Raw genomic sequence first — 20,119 nt, forward strand, 5'->3', positions numbered from 1 at the left:
ATTATGGGCCGGCGATAGCACCACTATTAGCCGCTGCTGCACTGCCCACCTGTGACAGGAGGGTCATCAGGCCGAACAGCGCGGCGAGGGTTTTCGGGTGGTTCTGTAGGTACGTCCGGAGTTCGTTGGTATCGGACATTGCGTTTTACCGGAGACGCGCCCGCAACATGAATATTTTCGAATAGATATGACATGGACTGAATTGGTTTTTCTCATAACATCATAGAGATTTCTGTTCGAGACCTGTGGATCGCCTGGCACAGCGGGATATTTTCCGTCGTAGCGCACTCCTCAGGACCATTGGCAGAGTTACAAGTGTGAAATTTGTAAATTTCGACGGCGGCGGTGTAGGGAGAGACGGAGAGTAGGGACGGCGTCTGCAAGCCCCTTACTCATACGATATACGACACTATCCATCTCATGAACGGAATGACAGTTGTGCTGGGGTGGGATGCGCTCGATCACGAGTTGGTCGGCGAGTATCACCTGGAGGATTCGTTCGGACCTGCTCACACCGATCTAGAGACCTTCGACAATCCGTATCTGGGTGAGCCCCACACCTACGAAGTCTGGCCGTCGATGATCACCGGCCGGTCACCGGAAGAACACGGCATTCGAGTGGAGTCCGAGGCGGGTGTCGACTGGCGGAATCCGGTGCTCTCTACGATCAGCCAGTACGCTTCGAGATGGGTGCCGCGCGATGTCCGGACCGGCTTCGGCCTCCGACTCCAGAATCGCGGCGTCGAACTCGATTTCAAGTCCGCAGGGTACTTCCACGACCGGGGGATTGAAACGGTGTTCGACGGTCGAACGGCGCGCCCCATCGCGGTCCCGAACTATCGGGTCCCCGCCGACGACGAGCTCGACATCCTCTTCGACCGAGGAGCACAGCTCAAGGCGTTCCTTCGGTCCGAGAAAACGAGTGACGGGAGCAAACGGTCCACCCCGACCGCGTCCCTCTCACGACTCGAAGAGCGACTCGCCGCCGAAGCCGCGGGGAAGTTGGGCGTGGTTCGTTCCGCGGTCCAACGCGAGTACGACCTCGTGTTCGTCTGGTTGGGCTTCCTCGATACGGTCGGCCATGTAGCGCCCGTCGCGGCCGAGACGGACCCGGGCTGGCAGGAGCGGGCCTATCGGATGGCCGCCCGCTGGACCGAGGAGGTCAAACGGATGCTCCAGCCCGAAGACCGAGTGTTCTGCGTCTCCGACCACGGGCTCCAGAACGGCGACCATACACACAACGCCTTCCTCGGTGCCCCCAGCGACGACCTTCTCGACGGTGCCGAGTCGGTGCTTGACGTTCGGAGCGTGCTCGAGAACGCGACGGAGTCGAACCGTATCATCGCCGAACCGCCGGTCAGGTCCGCCTACTCGGGGGAAGCAGGTGTCCACGCTCGGACGGCCGAAGACGTGGAGAACCAGCTCTCCAACTTGGGCTACCTGTGAGAAGGTGAGAAGGGACGACCCTCGTTCCCTGCCGTGATACTCTTCGATTGGCCGTCTCGTGGGGGATTCACAACTCGATTCGGTTACCGGTCTCGGCTGATTCGTAGGCCGCCGCAATAGTCCGCATGTCGGTCAGTCCGTCGCTTCCATCGGGCCCGTCCTCGACAGCTGCCAGGACGGTGTGGGCGAAGTAATCGAACTCCTCGCGAACCTCGTCCACCGGCGAGCCCGTATACCGGGTCTGTGTGTTGCCGTGTTCGACGAGTATCCGTTGGGAAACGTCGCCTCCGAAGGGTTCGGTGAGGAGTACTTGGCCGTCCGATCCGAGGATCCGGAGTCGACTGTCCGGGTGGGCATCGAAGCTCGCCGTACAGGAGGCAGTCACGCCGTTCGGGAAGGTCAGTTGCACGGCGACGTGCTCGTCCACTCGGTCGAACGGCGGTCCCTCCGTGTGCGTCTCGGCCATCACCGTGATCGGGTCGGCATCGAGCAGGAAACGAACGGTGTTGAGCGGGTATATCCCGAGGTCGATCAGCGCGCCGCCACCCGCGACCTCGGGGTCGAGTCGCCACGTATCCGGACCGACGTCTTCGAGCAACGTGACCGAGAAGCCGCCGTGGATCTGGAGCGGCTTGCCGATGACACCGTCGGCGATCAGTTCACGCGTTCGACGGATCGCGGGCTCGGTCCGCAGCCGATAGGCGGTCATGAGCACCACGCCCGCGTTCGCGCAGTGTTCGACCATCCGCTCCGCCGCCGACGGCTCCGCGGCGAGGGGTTTCTCACAGAGGACGTGTTTTCCCAGGTCGGCAGCGGCGCACGCGTACGCCTCGTGATGGTTCGGTGGAGTGGCGACGTAGACCCCGTCATAGGCGTCGCTCGCCGTACCGTCCTCGAACTCGTCGTAGCCGAGTACGTGCTCGACGTCGAACTCACGGGCGAGGTCGTCGGCCGTCTCGGGCGACCCGCTGACGAGAACGGTAGCCTCACAGAACGTACTCCTGCGGATCGCCGGGAGGGCACGTTCGCGAGCAAACCCACCGAGACCGACGAGCGCCAGCCGAACGCGTCCCTCCTCGATGCGTTGCCAGTCCCGCCGTTCGAACGTCGAGAAGTAGTGGCTGAGGTCCATAGACGGTGTTCTTCGTTCGTAGCGAACTAATGTGTTGTCCCGCGAAGAGGTTCGTAGCTCGTCCGGTATCCGTCCGGCTCGAAGCCACCCCGTCGTCGACGGCCTGCGCTGTTGAGATGTGGGTTATCGCGGGTCGCCACGGAGGGGCAGTGCCTCCCCGTTCGTGGCGGCGCTTCGTTGGGCCGTCTCGATGATCCGCTGGGCGGACCGGCAGAACCCCGGAGCCGTCGGTCCGGTGAACGATATCTCGTCTTCGAGACAGTGAACGAGATACTGCACGAGGTTCGCGTGAGGCGCTTCGAGCGGCTCCGGCTCGACAACGTAGCCGTCCGGCGACTCGGACGTCTGTACCCGGATCGGGCTCCCGTGCTGACGGGTCGTGATCGCCCCTTCGGTCCCGACGACCTCGTAGCCCTTCGCCGGTGTCGAATCGTGCTCCCAGGGGTGCGTTGGCATTCGAAGCGAGGTCTGAAAGGTCGAGAGACCGGTCTCGTATCGACAGACGGTCACGCTCTGGCGGTCGACGTCGGTGTCGCCTGTGGGGTGGGTGTGTGCCGAGACGGCTTTCGGGAGCTCGCCGTCTCGAAACCACGTCGCGAACGTCGCGCCGTAGCCGAGGTAGTCCAGCAGGGAGCCACCGCCGGATTCCGTCTCGTAGAACCAGCTGTCGTCCGGCGGCGCGCCCGCGTTCCCCCCGTAGTACTGGATCTCGACGATCTCCCCGATCGTGTCGGTCGTGAGGAGTTCCCGGAGCGTTTGATGGACGGGGGACCAGGTCACCGGCCAGTTGACCGCGAGCCGTCCGTCCGAGTTCGCCGCCGCGTCCAGCATCCGGTCGGCGTCGGCCAACGAGCGGGCGAACGGTTTCTCGATGGCGACGTGGATATCGTGAGCGAGGACCCGTTCGACGAACCGGGGGTGCGCCGAGTTCATCGGCCCGCCGAGCACGATATCGGGTTCGAGGGCGCGCAGACAGTCTTCGAGGTCGTCGTAGCACCGGTCGGAAGACACGTCACAGTCCGCAGCGGCCGCTTCGAGCGACCCGGTGGAGGTCTCCGGGGTCTCGTCGCAGAGCCCGACCACCTCGGCCCCGGGGTGGTCCGCTGCCCACCCGAGATTGGTGTTCATGTGCATCTGGTCGAAATTCGCGCCGACGATGCGCCAGGTCATATCCGCTTGGGCCCCTCCAGGGACATAACGTATCGTATCCGCGGGCCACCGAGCGTTCTCGAACTCGGATGGGAGCGTTCCACCCGCTTCGCCGTCGTCTTCAGGCTCCGGACACTCGGTTGGAGAGCGGCTGGGAGGCCGGATCCGAATACTGATGTGGAGCGGGTTTGATGACCAACGAAATGGTTCGGAGCCCACCTCGTGTCGAGACGCGAACGGCTCGTGAGCTGCCGACAAATCGGCGGGCCGTTCGGCGGGGAGGGAGCCGGCGGTGAACCGCCGCTCCCTACTCGTCGTTCTAGTAATCCTGTCGATACCGCTCGCCGGCTGTAGTTTCCTCTCCCAGGCACCCGGGGACACCTCGACGGCGGCTCCGACGGCGAACGACGCGGGTGGACCGGCGAACACCTCTACCGCGGCCGCCGCAACGGCGACGGGGACGCAAACAGCGGGGACCACGACGGGGACGGGAACGTCCACATCAACAGCACCATCGACCGGAACGGCGACTGGAACACCGGTCGACACCCCGACACACACGTCCACATCGACACCGACCGCTACGTCAACGCCGACACCGACACCCACCGAGACGCCGACGTCCACGGCAACAGAGACGCCAACACCGACCACCACGGAGACGGCGACTGCGACTGCAACGGAGACACCGACACCGACGGAGACACCGACCGCCACGGCAACACCGACACGGACGGAGACACCAACGGACACGGACTCGTCCCGCGAAGGCTGGTACAACGTGACCATCGTCGCGGACGGGTCGGGTGGCTCGTACTATCGAATGTATGGGGAGAGCGGGCCGGACATCGAGCTGGGGTCGGAAGCCGATACCGACGACTCGGCCAGTTACGAGGACCGAGTGGTCCTCGACGACCCCTACTACGCCGAAGGGTTCGTCGGGGACAACGGGGTCGATAGCTACCAGTACAGACCGACTTCCCCGGACAATCCCTCCCTCGACTTCGTCAACGATGGCGACGTCGCGCTCGAGATCTACCTCGATGGAGACCTCTACGAGACGGTGCCGGCGGGCCAGGGAACCGAGAACGAGCGCGTCGACCCCGGCGCACCGCCGACGGGCGCGAACACCATCAGGGTCGAGGCGGTCGGCGAGGGTGCCTCGAACTACACACTACTGGCCGGAGAGGCCGGCACAGCTGGGTTCTTCTACGAGGATCGAGCGAACCCCGGGACGACGGCCGAGAACTCCGATTACGCGGGACGCGCTTGGGGCGCGTACGGCTTCGTCGGAGCGGGTGGCGTCGATACGTACTCGTCGGACGGCCAGCTCTACAGCGCCGAGAACAACGGCACGGCGACGCTGGAGATCTACCAGAACGACGAGTTGTGGGCGACCCTCGAACCGGGAGAGAGCGAGGAGCCGTCGAACCAGTGACCCATGACTGCCGAGAGAGACGGGGCCGAAGCCCCGCCTCCGACGTGTGAGAAGAACGGGATCGAGACCAGTACCTTCTAGCACTGCCCCAGACGGAAGCGGTGTGGTCCACAGCTGCGACGGATTCGAACAAACAGGGCAGTGACCGGCATGGTCCTCGTTATTTGCGTGCGAAGCGGAACGGGACTAGTATGTCGATCGGTATCGCGGTCCCCGCCCAGCTCCCATCGGTCACGACCGGAATGGTCGTCGTCTTCGCGATCACCCTGCTCGCGTTCGGGCTGTTCGCGACCGAGCGCGTTCCGGTCGACGTCACCGCGCTGATCGTCATGGTCGCGCTGATGGTGCTCGAACCGTGGACCCGGATCTCCGTCGAGGATGGCGTCGCGGGCTTTTCGAACAGCGCCACGATCACCGTCCTCGCGATGTTCATCCTGAGTGCGGGCGTAAGTCGTACGGGTGCGGTCCAGCGCCTCGGCGCACGAATGGCGACCTTCGCCGGCGACAACGAACGACGACAGCTCCTCTCGGTGATCTCGGTCGCGGGCCTTCCGTCGGGGGTACTGAACAACACACCGATCGTCGCCATGCTGATCCCGGCCGTCTCGAACCTCGCACGCGAGGGCGGGACCTCGCCGTCGAAGCTCCTGATACCGCTCTCCTACGCGTCGATGGTCGGCGGGATGCTCACGTTGATCGGGACGTCGACCAACCTCGTCGCGAGCGACGTCTCCGCACGGCTGCTCGGCCGTCCGTTCTCGATGTTCGAGTTCACGGTGCTGGGAGCCATCGTCTTCCTCACTGGGGCCGGGTATCTGTTGCTCGTCGGTCATCGACTCATCCCCGAACGGATCGAAGCCACCGACGGACTGCTCGCGGAGTACGAGATGGGCGAGTACCTCACGGAGGTCGTCGTCACCGACGGATCGCCGCTCGTCGGACGTCCGGTCGAGACGGTCGACGGGGCGTTTCCGGCCGACGTCGCCGTGGTTCGGCTGCTCCGCGACGGTCGAGAGGTCGACGATTCGACCGCCGAGACGTCGATCGAGGGTGGCGATACGCTCATCGTCCGTGCCCGCCCCGACCGCATCCAACGCCTGATCTCGACCCAGGGGTTGTCCATCACCCCCACGGACGTCTCCGAGGCGGCCCTCGACGACTCGTCGGATGGGACTGCCGGAGACTCCGGGGAAGGGGGTCACGGCTCCGATCCGCTCCGTAGACCACAGACGTTGGTCGAACTCGTGGTCCCGACCGGGTCCTCGTTCGTGGGTGAGCGGGTGGCCGGGACGCCCCTCGAACGCGAGTACGACGTCGATCTCCTCTCGGTTCGGCGTGGGAACGATCTCCTCCACCGGCGTATCGAGGGCCTCGTTCTCGACCGCGGGGACACCCTTCTCGTCCACGCACCAACGGCGACCCTCGAACGGATGGCGGCCGACCCGAACGTGATCGTCGCACGCGAACTCCCCAACCGGGAATATCGGCGCACGAAGCTCCCGCTGGCGGTCGGGATCGTGCTCGGCGTGGTGGGCCTCGCCGCGCTCGGCGTGTTCGATATCCTGGTCGCCGCGCTCGGGGGTGTGGTCGCGATGGTTCTCGGTGGCGTGCTCAAACCCGACGAGCTCTACGACGCGGTCGAGTGGGACGTGATCTTCCTGCTGGCGGGGCTCATCCCGCTGGGGACCGCATTCACCGAGACCGGGGCCGCGGCCCTGATCGGCGGGCTGGTCGCCGAGAGCGCCGTGTACCTCCCGGCGCTCGGTGTCCTCTGGGTATTCTACGTCATTACGGCGCTCACGACCGCCGTAGTGAGCAACGCCGGAAGCGTCGTCCTCCTCGTTCCGGTCGGGGTGGCGACCGCCGCCGAGATCGGCGCGAACCCGTTCGCGTTCGTGCTCGCCGTGACGTTCGCGGCGAGCGCCGATTTCATGACACCGATCGGCTATCAGACCAACCTCCTCGTCTACGGACCCGGTGGTTACCGGTTCACCGACTACACCCGTGTCGGCGCACCGCTACAGATAGTGCTCTCGGTTGTGACGGTCCTCGGAATCGCTATGCTCTGGGGCGTTTGACACCCTCTTCAACACTCGTCGAAACTTGCCACCGCTGGCACGAAGGCTATCCAGAACCAGACCCTCGAACGAGTGAGAGGCATTCGTATGAGTACAACCCATCCCACAGCGCCGAGGTTCGCGGTATGAGCGTCCGTGTCGACCGCTCCACGGCGGAGAAGGGCCAAGAGCCGAGCCTTGGCGACACCCGCCAACGGCTCGAAGGCGCGCTCCAGCATTCGAGGGAAGGACCGATCTCGAACGACGGGACCAGCAGGACGGTTATCGCCGATGTCGCGTTCGAAGCGGGAGAGCTACTGGAACGGGCGGACCCCGGCATCACTGCGCTGCGAGAGTGGCTTCGAGGGAACGGTTCGCTCCAGGACTCCCAAGAGGAGATCGACGACCTCCGAGCGGTGATCGAGGCGGCGACCGACCTCCTCGAAACGGTCGACGTCGCCGCGCTGCCGGAGGCCGTCGAACTGAGCGGGCTGCCGTCGGCGATAGAAGGCAAGGAGGTTCCCGGGGCAGTCGTCGCTGGGAAGCCGACGGACTCCGTCGACTTCGGGCGACTCACCGAACTCGTCGACTACGGGAAGCTGCTTCAGGTGGTGGACCTTCGGGCGTTGATGAAGGAGAAATCGGATCTCGACGACGCACTCCTGAACGGTCTCATCACGGACGAGAGCGATTCGGAAACGGAGGAACAAGAGAGTAGTACCGACCTCTCCCCTCGGGACGGCCTCCAAGCGGCGTACGAAACGGCTCACGAGAAGAGCAGCGCGCTCGACGAGAAGGTCGGCGGCAGCGAAGGAGGTTCGCCGAGTAGCTCGACGACGCACTCGACGGTCCCTTCGAGCAGACCGGATATCGGTGGCGCGACACGCTTTTCGACCGTCCCCAGTCGGTAACGAGACCGGTGGTAAAGCTCCCGGTGAGCTCGAAAGTGAAACCGACGACGTCCGCCCGTTCACGCGGAGGTGGATTCACCGCTCGTCCACACCGGCGACGTCCGTCACCCGGAGTTCGTCGTCGGTACTCGCACTCACGTCGCCCGGGTGGAGCGGGAACGTCTCCTCGGAGACGTCGTTCAACCCGATTTTGGCTTTCACCGCATCGGTGATGTCCGGGTCGACGTCGACGTGAGCGACCCCGTCCTCGACGCTCACGACGACACCGACCGTCGCGCCGTTCGCGTTCACGACCTCCTTTCCGATGTCGTCCTCCGTGAGTTTCTCCGTGCTCATGGGGCATGGCGTACGTTCCGGAGGGTCATGCCGTTTGCGGCCCTTCGAGGAGCCGTCCCTTCGCTCGAACCCGCATCCGCGCTCCACCCCGTCAGACGTCCCTTGCGTGGGCAAGCAGGACGTGTTTGGTTACGTATAGCATGGTCGATCGGTATGGAGATCGTCGTCTGTCCGGAGTGCGGTGCCGAAACGGATTACGGGAAGCCGGAGCGCCCGCGGTCGGACCAGAACGCCATCCCGTGTGCGAACTGCGGGGAAGTGCTCGTCCTGGAGTGAGTCACCCAGCTGCTCGTCGGGACCCGGCGAGCGGTCGCGGTACCTACGGGGCATCCGGCCGACGAGGGAATATCTGGCCCCAGACGTACTTATCGAGGAGTCGAACCCTGAGCGGGTCCTCGACCTCGATACAGCACGAGAGGCGGGGATAACCGAACCGAGCAGCCGCAGCATCGTGCCAGTGAGTCGGCTCCGGAGCCGGATCGACCTCGACGGTACAGGTCGCACACAGGCCCCGCCCACCACAGTTGGCGTGTTTCGATACCGCCCCGTAGACGGGGAACCCGTGCGCCAACAGCGTATCCCGGAGATTCTCGCCACGTCCGACCTCGATGGTCGTCTCGTCGTCGTCGGTGACGACCGTCACGGGGATTCGCTCGTCCATGACCTCGATACGGGTTCGAACCACGTGAACACCACCGTCGGATTGGGCCCCCTCGCTCCGGACGGTACCAGGTGCGAGGACGATCCAGTGGCGCTATCGAACGGCGGACTACTTCGCCAGTCGTTCGTAGACGGCCTCGACGTCGACCATCGGCTCCGGGTACTCCTCGCCGAGTTCGACGCCGTACATCTCCTGTTGCCCATCCGAGAGCTGCCACGGTTCGTGGCAGGCGTCGGCGGGCAACCCCCCGAGCGCCGGGAGCCAGCGGCGGATGTACTCGGCATCCGAGTCGTAGCGCTTGCCCTGACCGAGAACGTGGAAGTAGCCGTCCCGCGAGTCGTTACCGACGCCGGCCTGGTAGGCCCAGTTCCCCCAGTTCGAGCAGACGTCGTAGTCGACGAGTCGCGACTCGAAGTACGCCGCCCCCAGCCGCCAGTCGAGTTCGAGGACGTCCGCGAGGAAACTCGCCACGTTCTGCCGGCCACGGTTCGACATGTATCCCGTCCGATTCAGCTCGCGCATGTTGGCGTCGACGAACGGGATACCGGTCTCGCCGGCGGCCCACCGTTCGAAGGCCGTCTCGTCCCTCCGCCAGTTCTTCTCGACACCTCGGATCCCCGTCGGCGTGAAGAACGCCGCACCGTGCTTTTCGAACTGGAAGGTCATGTAATCGCGCCAGAGCAGTTCGAACACCAGCCAGTAGGTCGACTCGTTGGCGACGCGTTCGTGCTCGTATCGCTCGACCGTCTCGTGGACACGGCGAGGTGAAAGACAACCGAGCGCGAGCCACGGCGAGAACTTCGAGGAGTAGTCCGGTCCGAGCAGTCCGTTACGGGTCGCCTTGTACTCGCGCAGGTGGTCGCCCTCCCAGACGTACTCGTCCAATCGCTGGAGGCCGGCGGTCTCGCCACCCTCGAAGTCGAGTACCGCTCGGTCGTCGGGCGCTCGTTCCGTGTCGTCCGACTCCAGTGGCGTCGGGATAGCCGTCGGGTCGGGTTCGGAGTCGCCCTCGAAGAGCGTCACCGCGAGATCGTTCGGTGCCGGCTTCTCGAACGTCTCGCGTACCGTCGCCTCGTTCTCGACGGTCTTTCGCCACGGTGTGAACGTGTCGTCGATACGATCGATCTCCACCGGGAGGTCGTCGATGTGATAGAGCGTCTTTCCCCAGACCCGGTGGTGGTCGACGCCCCGTTGGTCGAGCCCGTCGATCACTGCGCTCTCGACGGCGCGCTCCTCGGTCGAGGGCGTCGTCTGATAGTAGACCGTCTCGGCCCCGTACTCGTTGGCGAGACCTGGGAGGAGTTCTTCGGGGAGGCCACGCCGAACGAGGAGGTCACCGCCGTGCTCCCGGAACGAGCGCTTGAGGTCCCGAACGCTCTCGACGAGGAATCGCGTTCGATAGGGGCCGGTCTTCCGGAGTTCGAACATCGTGGTGTCGAACTCGCGCGGGTCGAAGCAGTAGACCGGGAGCACCTCGTCGTGGGTGTCGACGGCCCGCGCAAGTGCCTCGTTGTCGTGAAGACGGAGGTCGGTCCGAAACCAGACGATAGCAGCATCACTCATCGAGCTGCAGGAGGCGATCCGGAACCATCAACTCCGCCGTACCGGCAGCGAGGACGAGGGGATGCCGCTTCGAGAGCGCCGCCCGCTCACTTGTCGAGCGTCGGGTCCTGGACCTCGTCGGCGTCCTCGGCGAGCCGAACGCGCGCGGCCGGGTGCTGGTCGGGGCCTTCGACGATCTCACCGTCGTTTCTGAGGTCCTCGATACGTGCTTTGACCGCGTCGGAGTCGGTCCGACCGACGACGGCGACGATGTCGATGAGGTCGCTTTCGGGTATCCCCGCCCCGGTTCCCTGGGAGCCGAAGGCCTCGAAGTCGTCCGCCTCGTCGCGGAGATATCGGACGTACTCGCGGACGTCCGTCGACCGACCGAGCGCGTCGTGCCAGGAGCCGGGGTAGATGCTTACTCGGTCCGTCCCCAAGGCGTAGAAGCTGTCGGCATCGACCCACGTATCGGCGTCGATGAGCCGTGCGTTCACCGTTTCGTCGAACGTCCCACGGTCGAAGCTCCCGTCCACACCGTCGGTGAGCGCCTCCGAGTACGCTGTGACCGTCTCCCGGCTCACACCCGGCTCCTCGTGCGGGTGATAGACCTCGATCAGCTTGAGGAACTCCTCGGCGAGCAGGTTCTGGTTGCGGTCTTGGGCCTCCGAGACGATGGTCTCGTTGATACTCGTCATCGTACCAGAACACGGGCACAAAGGGAAATAAGGGACCGGATAGCGGTTCGCACGACCGATAGTGGCTTCAGGCGTCGCTCTCCGTGTCCGCTGAGGAGAGCACGGTGATGCAGGCGTACAGAACGAGGAAGCTGCACACCGCGAAGGCAACACCGAACCCGGCCATGCTGTACGGCGTTTGCGGGAAGGTGACCCCCAAGAACGTCGCCGTGCTCGCCGGGTCCAACCGACCGAGGTAGTAGCCGACCCCAGCGACGACGAGAACGGTCAGAGCCGCGATGGCACCGAGAATACGCCGTCCGGAGGTGGTCCCTGCCGTCTCGACCATGGAAGAGCCGTCGGGCTGGACGGCGATAGCCTTTCGCTCTCGTCTCTCGAGCCGAACACTCGCTCGTCGAGGCCGGGGTACGGAGTGAGAGGCGAAATCGGCTCCGAGGTCGACTCAGTCGTGCCCGTAGATCGCCACCGGATGGTACGGTGCTTCGAGATACTCGACGTCCGAATCCGAGAGGTCGATGTCGAGGGCGGCCACCGCGGCGTCGAGGTGTTCGATGCTCGACGTGCCGACGATCGGCGCATCGACGTTCTCGTTCTGGAACTGCCAGGCGAGGGCGATCTGTGCCATCGTCGCGTCGTACTCGTCGGCCAACTCCTGCACGCGGTCGTTGATCGCCTCGCTCCCCGGCCCCTCGTGGTACGGCACCCCTTCGTCGAGTTCGTGTTCGCTCCGGGTGGTCGTCGCGAACTCCGCGTGCGGGCGTGTGAGATAGCCCGCACCGAGCGGGCTCCACGGCATGACCCCGACGTTCTCGCGCCGACAGACCGGGAGCATCTCGCGTTCCTCCTCGCGATAGGCCAGGTGATAGAGGTCCTGCATCGTCTCGAACCGGGCGAGACCGTGGTCGTCCGCGACGTCCAGAGCGTGTTCGAACTGGTGGGCCCACATCGAGGACGCGCCGATGTGGCGGACGTCACCACGGTGGACCGCGTCGTCGAGGGCGTGAAGCGTGGTCTCGATCGGCGTCGAGTAGTCCCACCGATGGATCTGGTAGAGGTCGACCGTGTCCATCCCGAGCCGATCAAGGGAGTGTTCCAACTCCTGCTCGATGGTCTTTCGGGAGAGCCCGACGGCGTTTCGGTGGTCGGTCGCCCCGCTGAAGCGGACCTTGGTGGCGACGACCTGCCGGTCGCGGTCGTACTCCGAGAGCACGTTCCCCAGGATCGCCTCGCTCTCGCCCGCGGAGTAGGTGTTCGCCGTATCGAAGAAGTTGATACCGTGGTCGATGGCGCGTTCGACGAGTTCGCGCCCCTCGTCCTCGTCGAGCATCCAGTCGTGGCCGCTCCCGAAGCTCATACAACCGAGGCAGATCTTCGAGACCTCCATCCCCGTGGAGCCGAGTGTCGTGTATTCCACGCGGAGATGACCACACGAACCAGTATAGTGCTGTCGGACGTTCCGGTAGATCGCCGGTACTCACCGGGGAAAAGCGAAGCCCATGACCCGCCTCGCACGCCGTCCGCCGACCCCGAACACCCAACACCCGTGTTCGGTGGTCTGCTACCGAAGGCGAGTCCGATCACGACGGAACGGTTGCCCTCAGATGGCTCTCCAGCGACGTACAATCCGGTGACGAGCGCGTGGATTTCCCCGACGTATGAATGGCAATGGGGAAGAGCCCTCCGAGCTTCCCCGTTGGTGTCCAGTTCCCTCGGTGGGTAAACACCTGAGCTTTCACCTGCCACCCATAGCGTCGGCCGGTGGCACGAGCAGGCGGTGGGCTCCCGCAACGGCGAGCCGGGGTCGGAGTTCGGTAGCATCGAGAACCGAGGGTTCTCGAACCGTGCCGCGGCCACCGACCTCATCGATCTTCGACGGGTCGCTACTTGTCGAAGCCCGTCCCTCGCGTGGGGTCGTCGGCGTCGCCTTCGTTTACGTGAGCTCCCCGCTGACGGACGTTCCGTTCTCGAACTGCGAGGTGTACGATTGCTGGACGAACCGGCCGTTGTGGAGCAGTATCACCGAATGCGGGTCGGTTCCCGCATAGGGGACGGTGAACTCCAGGCGATAGAACGCGGCACAGCTCGTATTCTGGGGGTTGTCCGCAGCCTGTGGGCTCGTAACGTTGATGAGGAACTGCGTTGGCCCGTTCGTCACCCGCGGCTGGTCGAGTGCCGCGCTCCGGCCGCGGACCGGGAGCGCTCCCGCGATGGTGTAGTTCGAACGATGCTGCGTTGGCGCGTTCATCCGCAGCATTCGTATCCCGGGCTGGACGCCGGGGCCACAGTGCACTTCGCTGGGAGTGAAGTCCGTGACGACGAGCGTCTCGGACGACTGGTTGGGGGACACCTCCGAGTCGTCGACGAAGGGGAATCCAGCGATGCTTCCACCGATCATGAAGACGGTGATCGCGAGAGCGACGAGCCAGACCACACCTCTCGACTTCATAACACTACCCCCGCGGATTCGTTTATATACCTGCCGAACCGGAGGTGCGTACGGCGAGGTCCGTCGCCACATCGCTTGGGGCGGCTCGCGGCCCCGGAACGACTCCCGACGGGCTTTTCGCCGAGACGCGGTCCCGTTCCCTGCCCCACAATCTCAGTTCCGCTCGTCTTCGTCGCTCTGGTCAACGAGGAGCGTGTCCGTGACGAGGTTCTTGGTCGCCCGTCGGAACCGCTCGGAGAGGGCCTGGTGGGAGATGTCGAGTTCGTCGGCGAGCTCCTGGGCGTTTATCTCACGTGGGATGTCGTAATAGCCCCGTTCGACGCCCGCGGTGAGGGCTTCGTACTGGCCCTCGGAGAGGTTGTGTCGGGCCTCTTCGAGTTCGTCGACCCCGTAGATACGGGTCACGTCCAGGCTGCATCCGCTTTCGCGGGCGTACTCGTTGGTCGCCGACAGCCCGTCCCGTTCGGGGAAGAACACGCGGAGGTGCCACTCGCCGTCGCTCGCGGTGGCCTCCTGGACGGTCGCCCCCAGTTCGGCGACCATGTAGCCGATGATCTGGGCCCGCTCGGTCCACACCATCCGGTAGAACCGCTCGCCCTCGACGTCGGCGAGGAGTTCGACCTCCGCGACGCTCGCGTCGTCCTCGAGTATCCCGGTCAACCCATCGAACTCCCCGTACGTCGCCCGCACGAACGGCACCACCCGGCTGGTCTCGTGGGCCACCACGCGGTCGACCTCGAACACCATGTCCGGACGGCGTTCGAGCGTGTCGTGGAGCGCGAACTCCGTCACCGGGATGCTGAACTCCGCTATCGTCGACACAACCGTTCGTCAGGACGCTTGCATATGAAGGTTTTGTCCGATGAGCGATGCCCTATCTACGCGTCGAAGAGGGTGACGTTCGGATATCCGGTGAGCGTCGCTCAATACGACCCGCGAAACACGGCTCGGTATCGAACCCCCACCACACGACCGGTGCCAGTACGCTCTTGACCGTGCCGATGGTCCCACCAGGAGAACAGCGATGACCGTCGCAAACCAGACCCTCGACGAGTTCCTCGCGAGCGTCGCGGCACCCGCCGTAACGCCGAGCGGCGGTGCGGTCGCGGCCGTCGGTGGTGCGTTCGGCACCGCGCTCTGTGAGATGGCCTGCATCCACACCCTCGGGAAGGAGGACCACGCCGATGTCCACACTGAGTTCGGGGCCCGTCGCGACGCGCTCGAAGGACATCGAACCCGGCTGCTGGAGCTCGCCGATGAGGACGTGGTCGCGGTCGAGGAGCTACAGTCGGCTTTCAAGTCGTCGGACGACGGCGGTCGTGCCGAGTCGGTTCAGGAGCGGGTACGCCACGCCGTCGACGTCCCCGTCGCGGTCGCCGAGTGCTGTCTCGACGTCCTCGAACACGCGACGGCGGCGACGGCGAGGGGCAACCCGAACACCCTCGCCGATACCGGAACCGGGGCGTTGCTCGCCCGTTCGGCCCTTCGGTCGTCGGTCCTCACGGCGCGGACGAACCTGGAGCTACTGGAGGACCCGACCACGGTTTCGGGGACGAACAGCCGATTGGATACCATCAGCGACGAGAGCGACGACGCGCTCTCGCGAATAACGTCGAACCTCGAACGAAGGGGATGACCCGGTCTCGGAGGGTCCCGTGTGGGCCACGCTTCTCGCGCGAAGACGACTACGGTCATCGATGGGGAGGGAGACGTCGCAAGCCACACTTCTTTCCGGGAGGGTCACCGAGAGCCGTTCCACCAAATGAGCGAGGACACGTCCGCATCTTCGAACGGGTCGTCGAGTCCCGACGCGGAACACTCGATCGGTGAAACGGCACAACAACAGCTCACGCAGGCCGCTGCCTACGTCGACGTCGATCCGGACATCATCGAACAGCTCCACCACCCCAGCAAAATACAGGAGGTCACCATCCCGGTCAGGCGGGACGACGGGACCGTCGACGTCTTCACCGGCTATCGGGCACAGCACGACAGCGTCCGCGGGCCCTACAAGGGTGGGCTGCGCTACAGCCCGGAAGTCGATCGGGACGAGTGCGTCGGGCTGGCGATGTTGATGACATGGAAGTGTGCGGTGATGGACCTCCCGTTCGGCGGCGCGAAAGGCGGTGTGCGGGTGAACCCGAAGGAGCTGAGCGAGATCGAAACCGAACGGCTCACGCGCCGATTGACCCACGAGTTCAGTTCGTTCATCGGTCCGACGAAGGACATCCCCGCCCCGGATATCGGGACCGACTCCCAGGTCATGGGCTGGATCATGGACGCGTACAGCATGCGAAACGGCGAGACGACGTCCGGGGTCGTGACCGGGAAGCGTCCGGCCATCGGTGGCAGTTACGGGCGCTCCGAGGCACCGGGCCGGAGCGTCGCGATCGTCACCCGGGAGGCCTGTGGACACTACGACCGGCCGCTCGACGAAACGACGGTCGCAGTCCAGGGCTTCGGGAGCGTCGGGGCGACCGCAGCGCGGATACTGGACAGCTGGGGAGCGACGGTCACGGCGGTCAGCGACGTCGACGGAGCGATCCGCGACCCGACGGGGCTCGACGTCGCGGACATCGACACCGAGGGGCCGCTGACCGATGCCGCGACCGATGAAAGCATCGAGACGATCTCGAACGAGACGCTGCTCGAACTCGACGTCGACGTTCTCATCCCGGCCGCGATAGGGAACGTGGTCACGGACGAGAACGTCGACGACGTCGAGGCCGACCTCATCGTCGAGGGCGCGAACGGGCCGACGACGCCCGCAGCCGACGAGGCCCTCGAAGACCGTGGCGTCCCGGTCATCCCGGACATCCTCGCGAACGCCGGCGGCGTGACGGTGAGCTACTTCGAGTGGCTCCAGGACATCAACCGACGAGCCTGGTCGAAAGAGCGGGTGAACGAGGAGCTCGAGGACGAAATGCTGACGGCCTGGCAGGGCGTTCGGGACGAGTTCGAGGAGCGCTCCGTCTCGTGGCGCGATGCCGCGTACATCGTCGCGCTCTCGCGGATCGCCGAGGCCTACGACGAACGCGGACTCTGGCCGTAGCACCGTTCAGGCGGCCTCGGCCATCCCGTGCGGAACGGCGTCTCGCCGTTCCGAACCGTCGGGGGACGAGACACGACGGAGATGAGTTTATGAGGGAGCGGTGCTATCTCGTAGCAAATGGACACGTGCCCGATCTGCGACGGCTCCCTCGCCTCGGAACGGCCACGGCATCGAGTGATACTCGAAGTGGAGGACAGGACCCGTTCGGTGAGCCAGATCACGACCGACGAAACCCCCATCAGACGGTTGTGCGTCAACCGACGGGTCTGTATCGAGTGTTGGATGAGCATCGAGGAACGTCTCTCGTAGGATCGTGGGGGAAGCTCGGGGCCAGTTCGACCAGTTCACACGTTCCGCCAGTCCGCAAGTCGGGCGGCGAATGCCCTTTCAGAGACCGACCCGAGACCGGAGGTCGTCCGCCCAAACCGGTTTCGGCTGGGACGGTTCCAGTGTCGACAGCGTGTACCAATAGCGCTTTCTGAGATCGACTGCCGCCAGCTCACCGCTGTCCCTCCCCTCGAGGCATCACTCGGACCTCGTTCAACGGTTCGTTCGGCGGTCGATTCGGCGCGTCCGTTCCCTCTTTGTCAGACACGCCTCGGACCAGAAGCGCACACCAACTCGTCACGCTGGCGCGTTCCACGAGAGCACGACCGTGTAAAATCGTGTATATCGATTGGATTTTCTCAACCTACGAATAACTGATTGAGCTATGCAACTTAAATAACTAGACATCTACCTTACTGCTGAAGGGCGACGAGTAAGAGTTGGAGATGGCATCGAAACAACTGAGCGAATACGAAATACACGATGTACTCCGGAACGAACGGCGTACTCGGCTGCTAGAACGCCTCCAGGAAGCGCATGACACCGTCACGCTCCGGGAGTTGTCCGAACACATCGCGGCGCTCGAAACCGGGGAGACGCCGCCACCACGTCGGGTGCGCGAAAGCGTCTACAACTCTTGTCACCAGTCACACCTCCCGAAGCTCCACCGGATGGGCGTCGTCGAGTACGAACCCGACCGGAAACTCGTCGGACTGGGTGAGACGTGGTTCCAGGTGAGCCCGTACATGAACCCCAGCGCCGAGAGCGCCATCGTGTGGCCGGCTTACAGCTTGCTGGTCGGGTCGGTCGGGATGGTGGTCATCGCGCTCTCCAGCCTCGGTGTGGCGTTCTTCGACGCGGTCCCGATCCTGGGCTGGGTCGGCCTCATCCTCGCCGTCAGTATCGCGTCCGCGCTCTATCGAGGACACATCTCGAACCGAGAGGATCCGGTCAGGGCGTGGTTCGAGGGCCGAGGGGACCTCTAACCACGACGACGAGTCGCCGACGCTCTTCTGTGAAAACGTAACCCCGGGATCGAGGTCGGAGCGACGAGCGAGACGAACACCGTGGTTTCGGTGGATATCGGAGGTCGTCGCCGTCGGTGCTCCGACAGGGACCGCGACCAAGTCGATGACGGCGTTCACCCGAACCGAATTCGGTGTCGTCTCCGTGAGGCAGTCGCCCGGTAATCGGGTTTTTACGCCCGGAGACCGCACCAGCGGATATGACCGACCCCACAACCCTCGACGTGACCCTCGTGGACGGCTACGTCGACGAACCCGCCCACTTCGGGGTCCCGCCGTACGTCTCGACCTACCCGCGGTTCACCGCCGGCGCGCTGGTGGATGCCGGCGTTCCCGAAGAGCGGATCACCTACCACACCATCGACGAGCTCCGCGAGGAGAAGGCCAACTGGCGCGACGTGGCCGAGGCCGACCTCACGATCTACCTCGGCGGGATGACGGTCCCCGGGAAGTACGTCGGTGGAACCCCGGCCGAACCCGACGAAATGAAGGAGATCGCGTGGGTCGCGGAAGGGACCACGCTGCTCGGTGGCCCCGTCAGGTTCGGCGTCGGCGAGGAGAACGCGGGCGGGCAGGAGATGGAGCGCAAGGACCTCGACTTCGAGTTCGTGGCGAAGGGCGACGTCGAGGCGGCGGCCCACGACCTCGTCGAGAGTGGTTTGGAGGGGTTCGGGAACCGGATGCGCGACGTCGAGGAGGTCACGCGGTGGGCCCGCGAGGGCGCGTTCGTGGTCGAGAGCCACCCGAACCACCCCGACTACCTGATCTGTGAGATCGAGACCTCGCGCGGCTGTGCCTACCGGTGTTCGTTCTGTACCGAACCGCTCTACGGCAACCCGTCCTTCCGTCCCCCGGAGTCCATCGTCAGGGAGGTCGAAGCGCTCTACGAGGCGGGGGTTCGCCACTTCCGGCTCGGCCGCCAAGCCGACCTGCTGGCCTACGGCGGCGATGGCGAGGCCCCGAACCCCGAGGCGCTCCGCGACCTCTACGGCGGCATCCGCGAGGTGGCTCCCGACCTCGGTACCCTCCACCTCGACAACATCAACCCGATCACCATCGTCCGCTGGCCCGAGGAATCGAGGGAGGGCCTCGAGATCATCGCCGAGCACAACACCCCCGGTGACACGGCCGCGTTCGGGCTCGAAAGCGCCGACCCCGTTGTGCAGGAACAGAACGATTTGAACGTGACCGCCGACGAGTGTTTCCGGGCGGTCGAGATCGTCAACGAGGCCGCGGGCTGGCGACCCGACGAGGACCGACTCCCCAAACTTCTCCCCGGGATCAACCTCCTCCACGGTCTCGCGGGCGAGCGCGAGGAGACCTACGAACTGAACAAGCAGTTCCTCCACCGGGTCTACGACGCCGGACTCTCGCTCCGACGGGTCAACATCCGGCAGGTGATGGCCTTCGCAGGCACGAAGATGAACGAAACTGGGACCGCGATCGCCGACGACCACAAGAAGCTCTTCAAGCGCTACAAACGCGAGGTCCGCGAGGAGATCGACAACCCGATGCTCGGGCGCGTCGCCCCCGTCGGTACCCTGCTCCCGGACGTCCACCTCGAATACCATCAGGACGGCACGACCTTCGGCCGACAGCTCGGCACCTACCCGTTGCTCGTGGGGATCCCCGGCGAGCAGCCGCTCGGCGAGACGGTGGACATCGCCGTCACGGACCACGGCTATCGGTCGGTGTCGGGCGTTCCCGCCCCGCTCGACCTCAACGCGGCCTCGATGGACGAGCTCGCGGCGCTGCCCGGGCTCGGCAAACAGCGCGCGGGCACGCTGGTGGTGAACCGACCCTACGGCTCGCCCGACGAGGCGAGCGACACGCTCGGCGTCGACCTCCCGAGCTTCGCGACCGCACGAACGCCCGAGGGCGCGGACTGACCCCGACCCA

At 65.0% G+C, this 20,119-nt stretch carries 20 protein-coding genes; 9 read left to right on the forward strand and 11 right to left on the reverse strand.

Translation table 11 applies throughout. From position 1 onward, the window contains the following. Position 1 precedes the first annotated feature (1 nt). On the reverse strand, positions 2 to 139 hold the full coding sequence (locus GT355_RS18090) for a DUF7503 family protein (protein ID WP_192928026.1): 138 nt from the start codon (positions 137 to 139) through the stop codon (positions 2 to 4). A gap of 290 nt (positions 140 to 429) precedes the next feature. Between GT355_RS18090 and GT355_RS13880 the strand changes: the two genes are divergently transcribed. Further along, positions 430 to 1,446, forward strand: coding sequence for an alkaline phosphatase family protein (locus tag GT355_RS13880; RefSeq protein ID WP_240145822.1), 1,017 nt, complete (start codon positions 430 to 432; stop codon positions 1,444 to 1,446). A gap of 67 nt (positions 1,447 to 1,513) precedes the next feature. Here GT355_RS13880 and gfo6 read toward each other — a convergent pair whose 3' ends face one another. Together gfo6 and GT355_RS13890 are read right to left on the reverse strand one after the other, a co-directional pair. Beyond that, a complete protein-coding gene (gene gfo6, locus GT355_RS13885; protein WP_160135175.1) occupies positions 1,514 to 2,578 on the reverse strand; it encodes a D-xylose 1-dehydrogenase Gfo6 in 1,065 nt (354 codons plus the stop codon). A gap of 123 nt (positions 2,579 to 2,701) precedes the next feature. Beyond that, positions 2,702 to 3,748 carry a Gfo/Idh/MocA family protein gene (locus tag GT355_RS13890; RefSeq protein ID WP_160135176.1) on the reverse strand — a complete coding sequence of 349 codons (1,047 nt, stop codon included), beginning with the start codon at positions 3,746 to 3,748 and terminating at the stop codon, positions 2,702 to 2,704. 760 nt (positions 3,749 to 4,508) lie between these two features. On the opposite strand from GT355_RS13890, the gene GT355_RS13895 reads away from it, so the two are divergent. From GT355_RS13895 to GT355_RS13905, 3 genes are all read left to right on the forward strand, one after another. Further along, on the forward strand, positions 4,509 to 5,165 hold the full coding sequence (locus GT355_RS13895) for a hypothetical protein (protein ID WP_160135177.1): 657 nt from the start codon (positions 4,509 to 4,511) through the stop codon (positions 5,163 to 5,165). A gap of 242 nt (positions 5,166 to 5,407) precedes the next feature. Next, positions 5,408 to 7,243, forward strand: coding sequence for an SLC13 family permease (locus tag GT355_RS13900; RefSeq protein WP_420825974.1), 1,836 nt, complete (start codon positions 5,408 to 5,410; stop codon positions 7,241 to 7,243). Between the two features lie 125 nt (positions 7,244 to 7,368). Continuing rightward, positions 7,369 to 8,133 carry a hypothetical protein gene (locus GT355_RS13905; protein ID WP_160135179.1) on the forward strand — a complete coding sequence of 255 codons (765 nt, stop codon included), beginning with the start codon at positions 7,369 to 7,371 and terminating at the stop codon, positions 8,131 to 8,133. Between the two features lie 75 nt (positions 8,134 to 8,208). Here GT355_RS13905 and GT355_RS13910 read toward each other — a convergent pair whose 3' ends face one another. After that, entirely contained in the window at positions 8,209 to 8,469 is a 261-nt protein-coding gene (locus tag GT355_RS13910) for a PRC-barrel domain containing protein (RefSeq protein ID WP_160135180.1), read from the reverse strand. Positions 8,470 to 8,622: 153 nt separating this feature from the next. Here GT355_RS13910 and GT355_RS18485 point away from each other — a divergent pair, with 153 nt between their 5' ends. Further along, positions 8,623 to 8,745, forward strand: a complete 123-nt coding sequence (locus GT355_RS18485; RefSeq protein WP_275690155.1) for a hypothetical protein — start codon at positions 8,623 to 8,625, stop codon at positions 8,743 to 8,745. A gap of 43 nt (positions 8,746 to 8,788) precedes the next feature. Here the strand turns inward: GT355_RS18485 and GT355_RS13915 are convergent, their stop codons facing one another. The 7 genes from GT355_RS13915 to GT355_RS13945 all read right to left on the reverse strand — a co-directional run bounded on the left by GT355_RS13915 (position 8,789) and on the right by GT355_RS13945 (position 14,638). After that, positions 8,789 to 9,130, reverse strand: coding sequence for a 2Fe-2S iron-sulfur cluster binding domain-containing protein (locus GT355_RS13915; protein ID WP_160135256.1), 342 nt, complete (start codon positions 9,128 to 9,130; stop codon positions 8,789 to 8,791). Positions 9,131 to 9,238: 108 nt separating this feature from the next. Then, on the reverse strand, positions 9,239 to 10,693 hold the full coding sequence (locus GT355_RS13920; protein WP_160135181.1) for a DASH family cryptochrome: 1,455 nt from the start codon (positions 10,691 to 10,693) through the stop codon (positions 9,239 to 9,241). 86 nt (positions 10,694 to 10,779) lie between these two features. Further along, entirely contained in the window at positions 10,780 to 11,370 is a 591-nt protein-coding gene (locus GT355_RS13925) for a hypothetical protein (protein ID WP_160135182.1), read from the reverse strand. 67 nt (positions 11,371 to 11,437) lie between these two features. Next, complete coding sequence (locus tag GT355_RS13930; RefSeq protein ID WP_160135183.1) at positions 11,438 to 11,698, reverse strand: hypothetical protein; 261 nt, start codon at positions 11,696 to 11,698, stop codon at positions 11,438 to 11,440. 114 nt (positions 11,699 to 11,812) lie between these two features. Next, a complete protein-coding gene (locus GT355_RS13935) occupies positions 11,813 to 12,784 on the reverse strand; it encodes an aldo/keto reductase (protein ID WP_160135184.1) in 972 nt (323 codons plus the stop codon). Between the two features lie 516 nt (positions 12,785 to 13,300). Then, positions 13,301 to 13,816 carry a hypothetical protein gene (locus GT355_RS13940; protein WP_160135185.1) on the reverse strand — a complete coding sequence of 172 codons (516 nt, stop codon included), beginning with the start codon at positions 13,814 to 13,816 and terminating at the stop codon, positions 13,301 to 13,303. A gap of 153 nt (positions 13,817 to 13,969) precedes the next feature. Continuing rightward, positions 13,970 to 14,638 carry a helix-turn-helix domain-containing protein gene (locus tag GT355_RS13945; protein WP_160135186.1) on the reverse strand — a complete coding sequence of 223 codons (669 nt, stop codon included), beginning with the start codon at positions 14,636 to 14,638 and terminating at the stop codon, positions 13,970 to 13,972. 202 nt (positions 14,639 to 14,840) lie between these two features. Here GT355_RS13945 and GT355_RS13950 point away from each other — a divergent pair, with 202 nt between their 5' ends. From GT355_RS13950 to GT355_RS13970, 4 genes are all read left to right on the forward strand, one after another. Then, positions 14,841 to 15,452: a cyclodeaminase/cyclohydrolase family protein gene (locus GT355_RS13950; protein WP_160135187.1), complete on the forward strand. Its 612-nt coding sequence runs from the start codon at positions 14,841 to 14,843 to the stop codon at positions 15,450 to 15,452. Between the two features lie 126 nt (positions 15,453 to 15,578). Further along, a complete protein-coding gene (gdhB, locus tag GT355_RS13955) occupies positions 15,579 to 16,868 on the forward strand; it encodes a glutamate dehydrogenase GdhB (RefSeq protein ID WP_160135188.1) in 1,290 nt (429 codons plus the stop codon). Between the two features lie 773 nt (positions 16,869 to 17,641). Further along, complete coding sequence (locus GT355_RS13965; RefSeq protein ID WP_240145823.1) at positions 17,642 to 18,181, forward strand: DUF7344 domain-containing protein; 540 nt, start codon at positions 17,642 to 17,644, stop codon at positions 18,179 to 18,181. Between the two features lie 239 nt (positions 18,182 to 18,420). Next, positions 18,421 to 20,109 carry a radical SAM protein gene (locus GT355_RS13970; protein WP_160135190.1) on the forward strand — a complete coding sequence of 563 codons (1,689 nt, stop codon included), beginning with the start codon at positions 18,421 to 18,423 and terminating at the stop codon, positions 20,107 to 20,109. Positions 20,110 to 20,119 lie beyond the last annotated feature (10 nt).

This window comes from Halococcus salsus (assembly GCF_009900715.1).
Taxonomy (GTDB): domain Archaea; phylum Halobacteriota; class Halobacteria; order Halobacteriales; family Halococcaceae; genus Halococcus; species Halococcus salsus.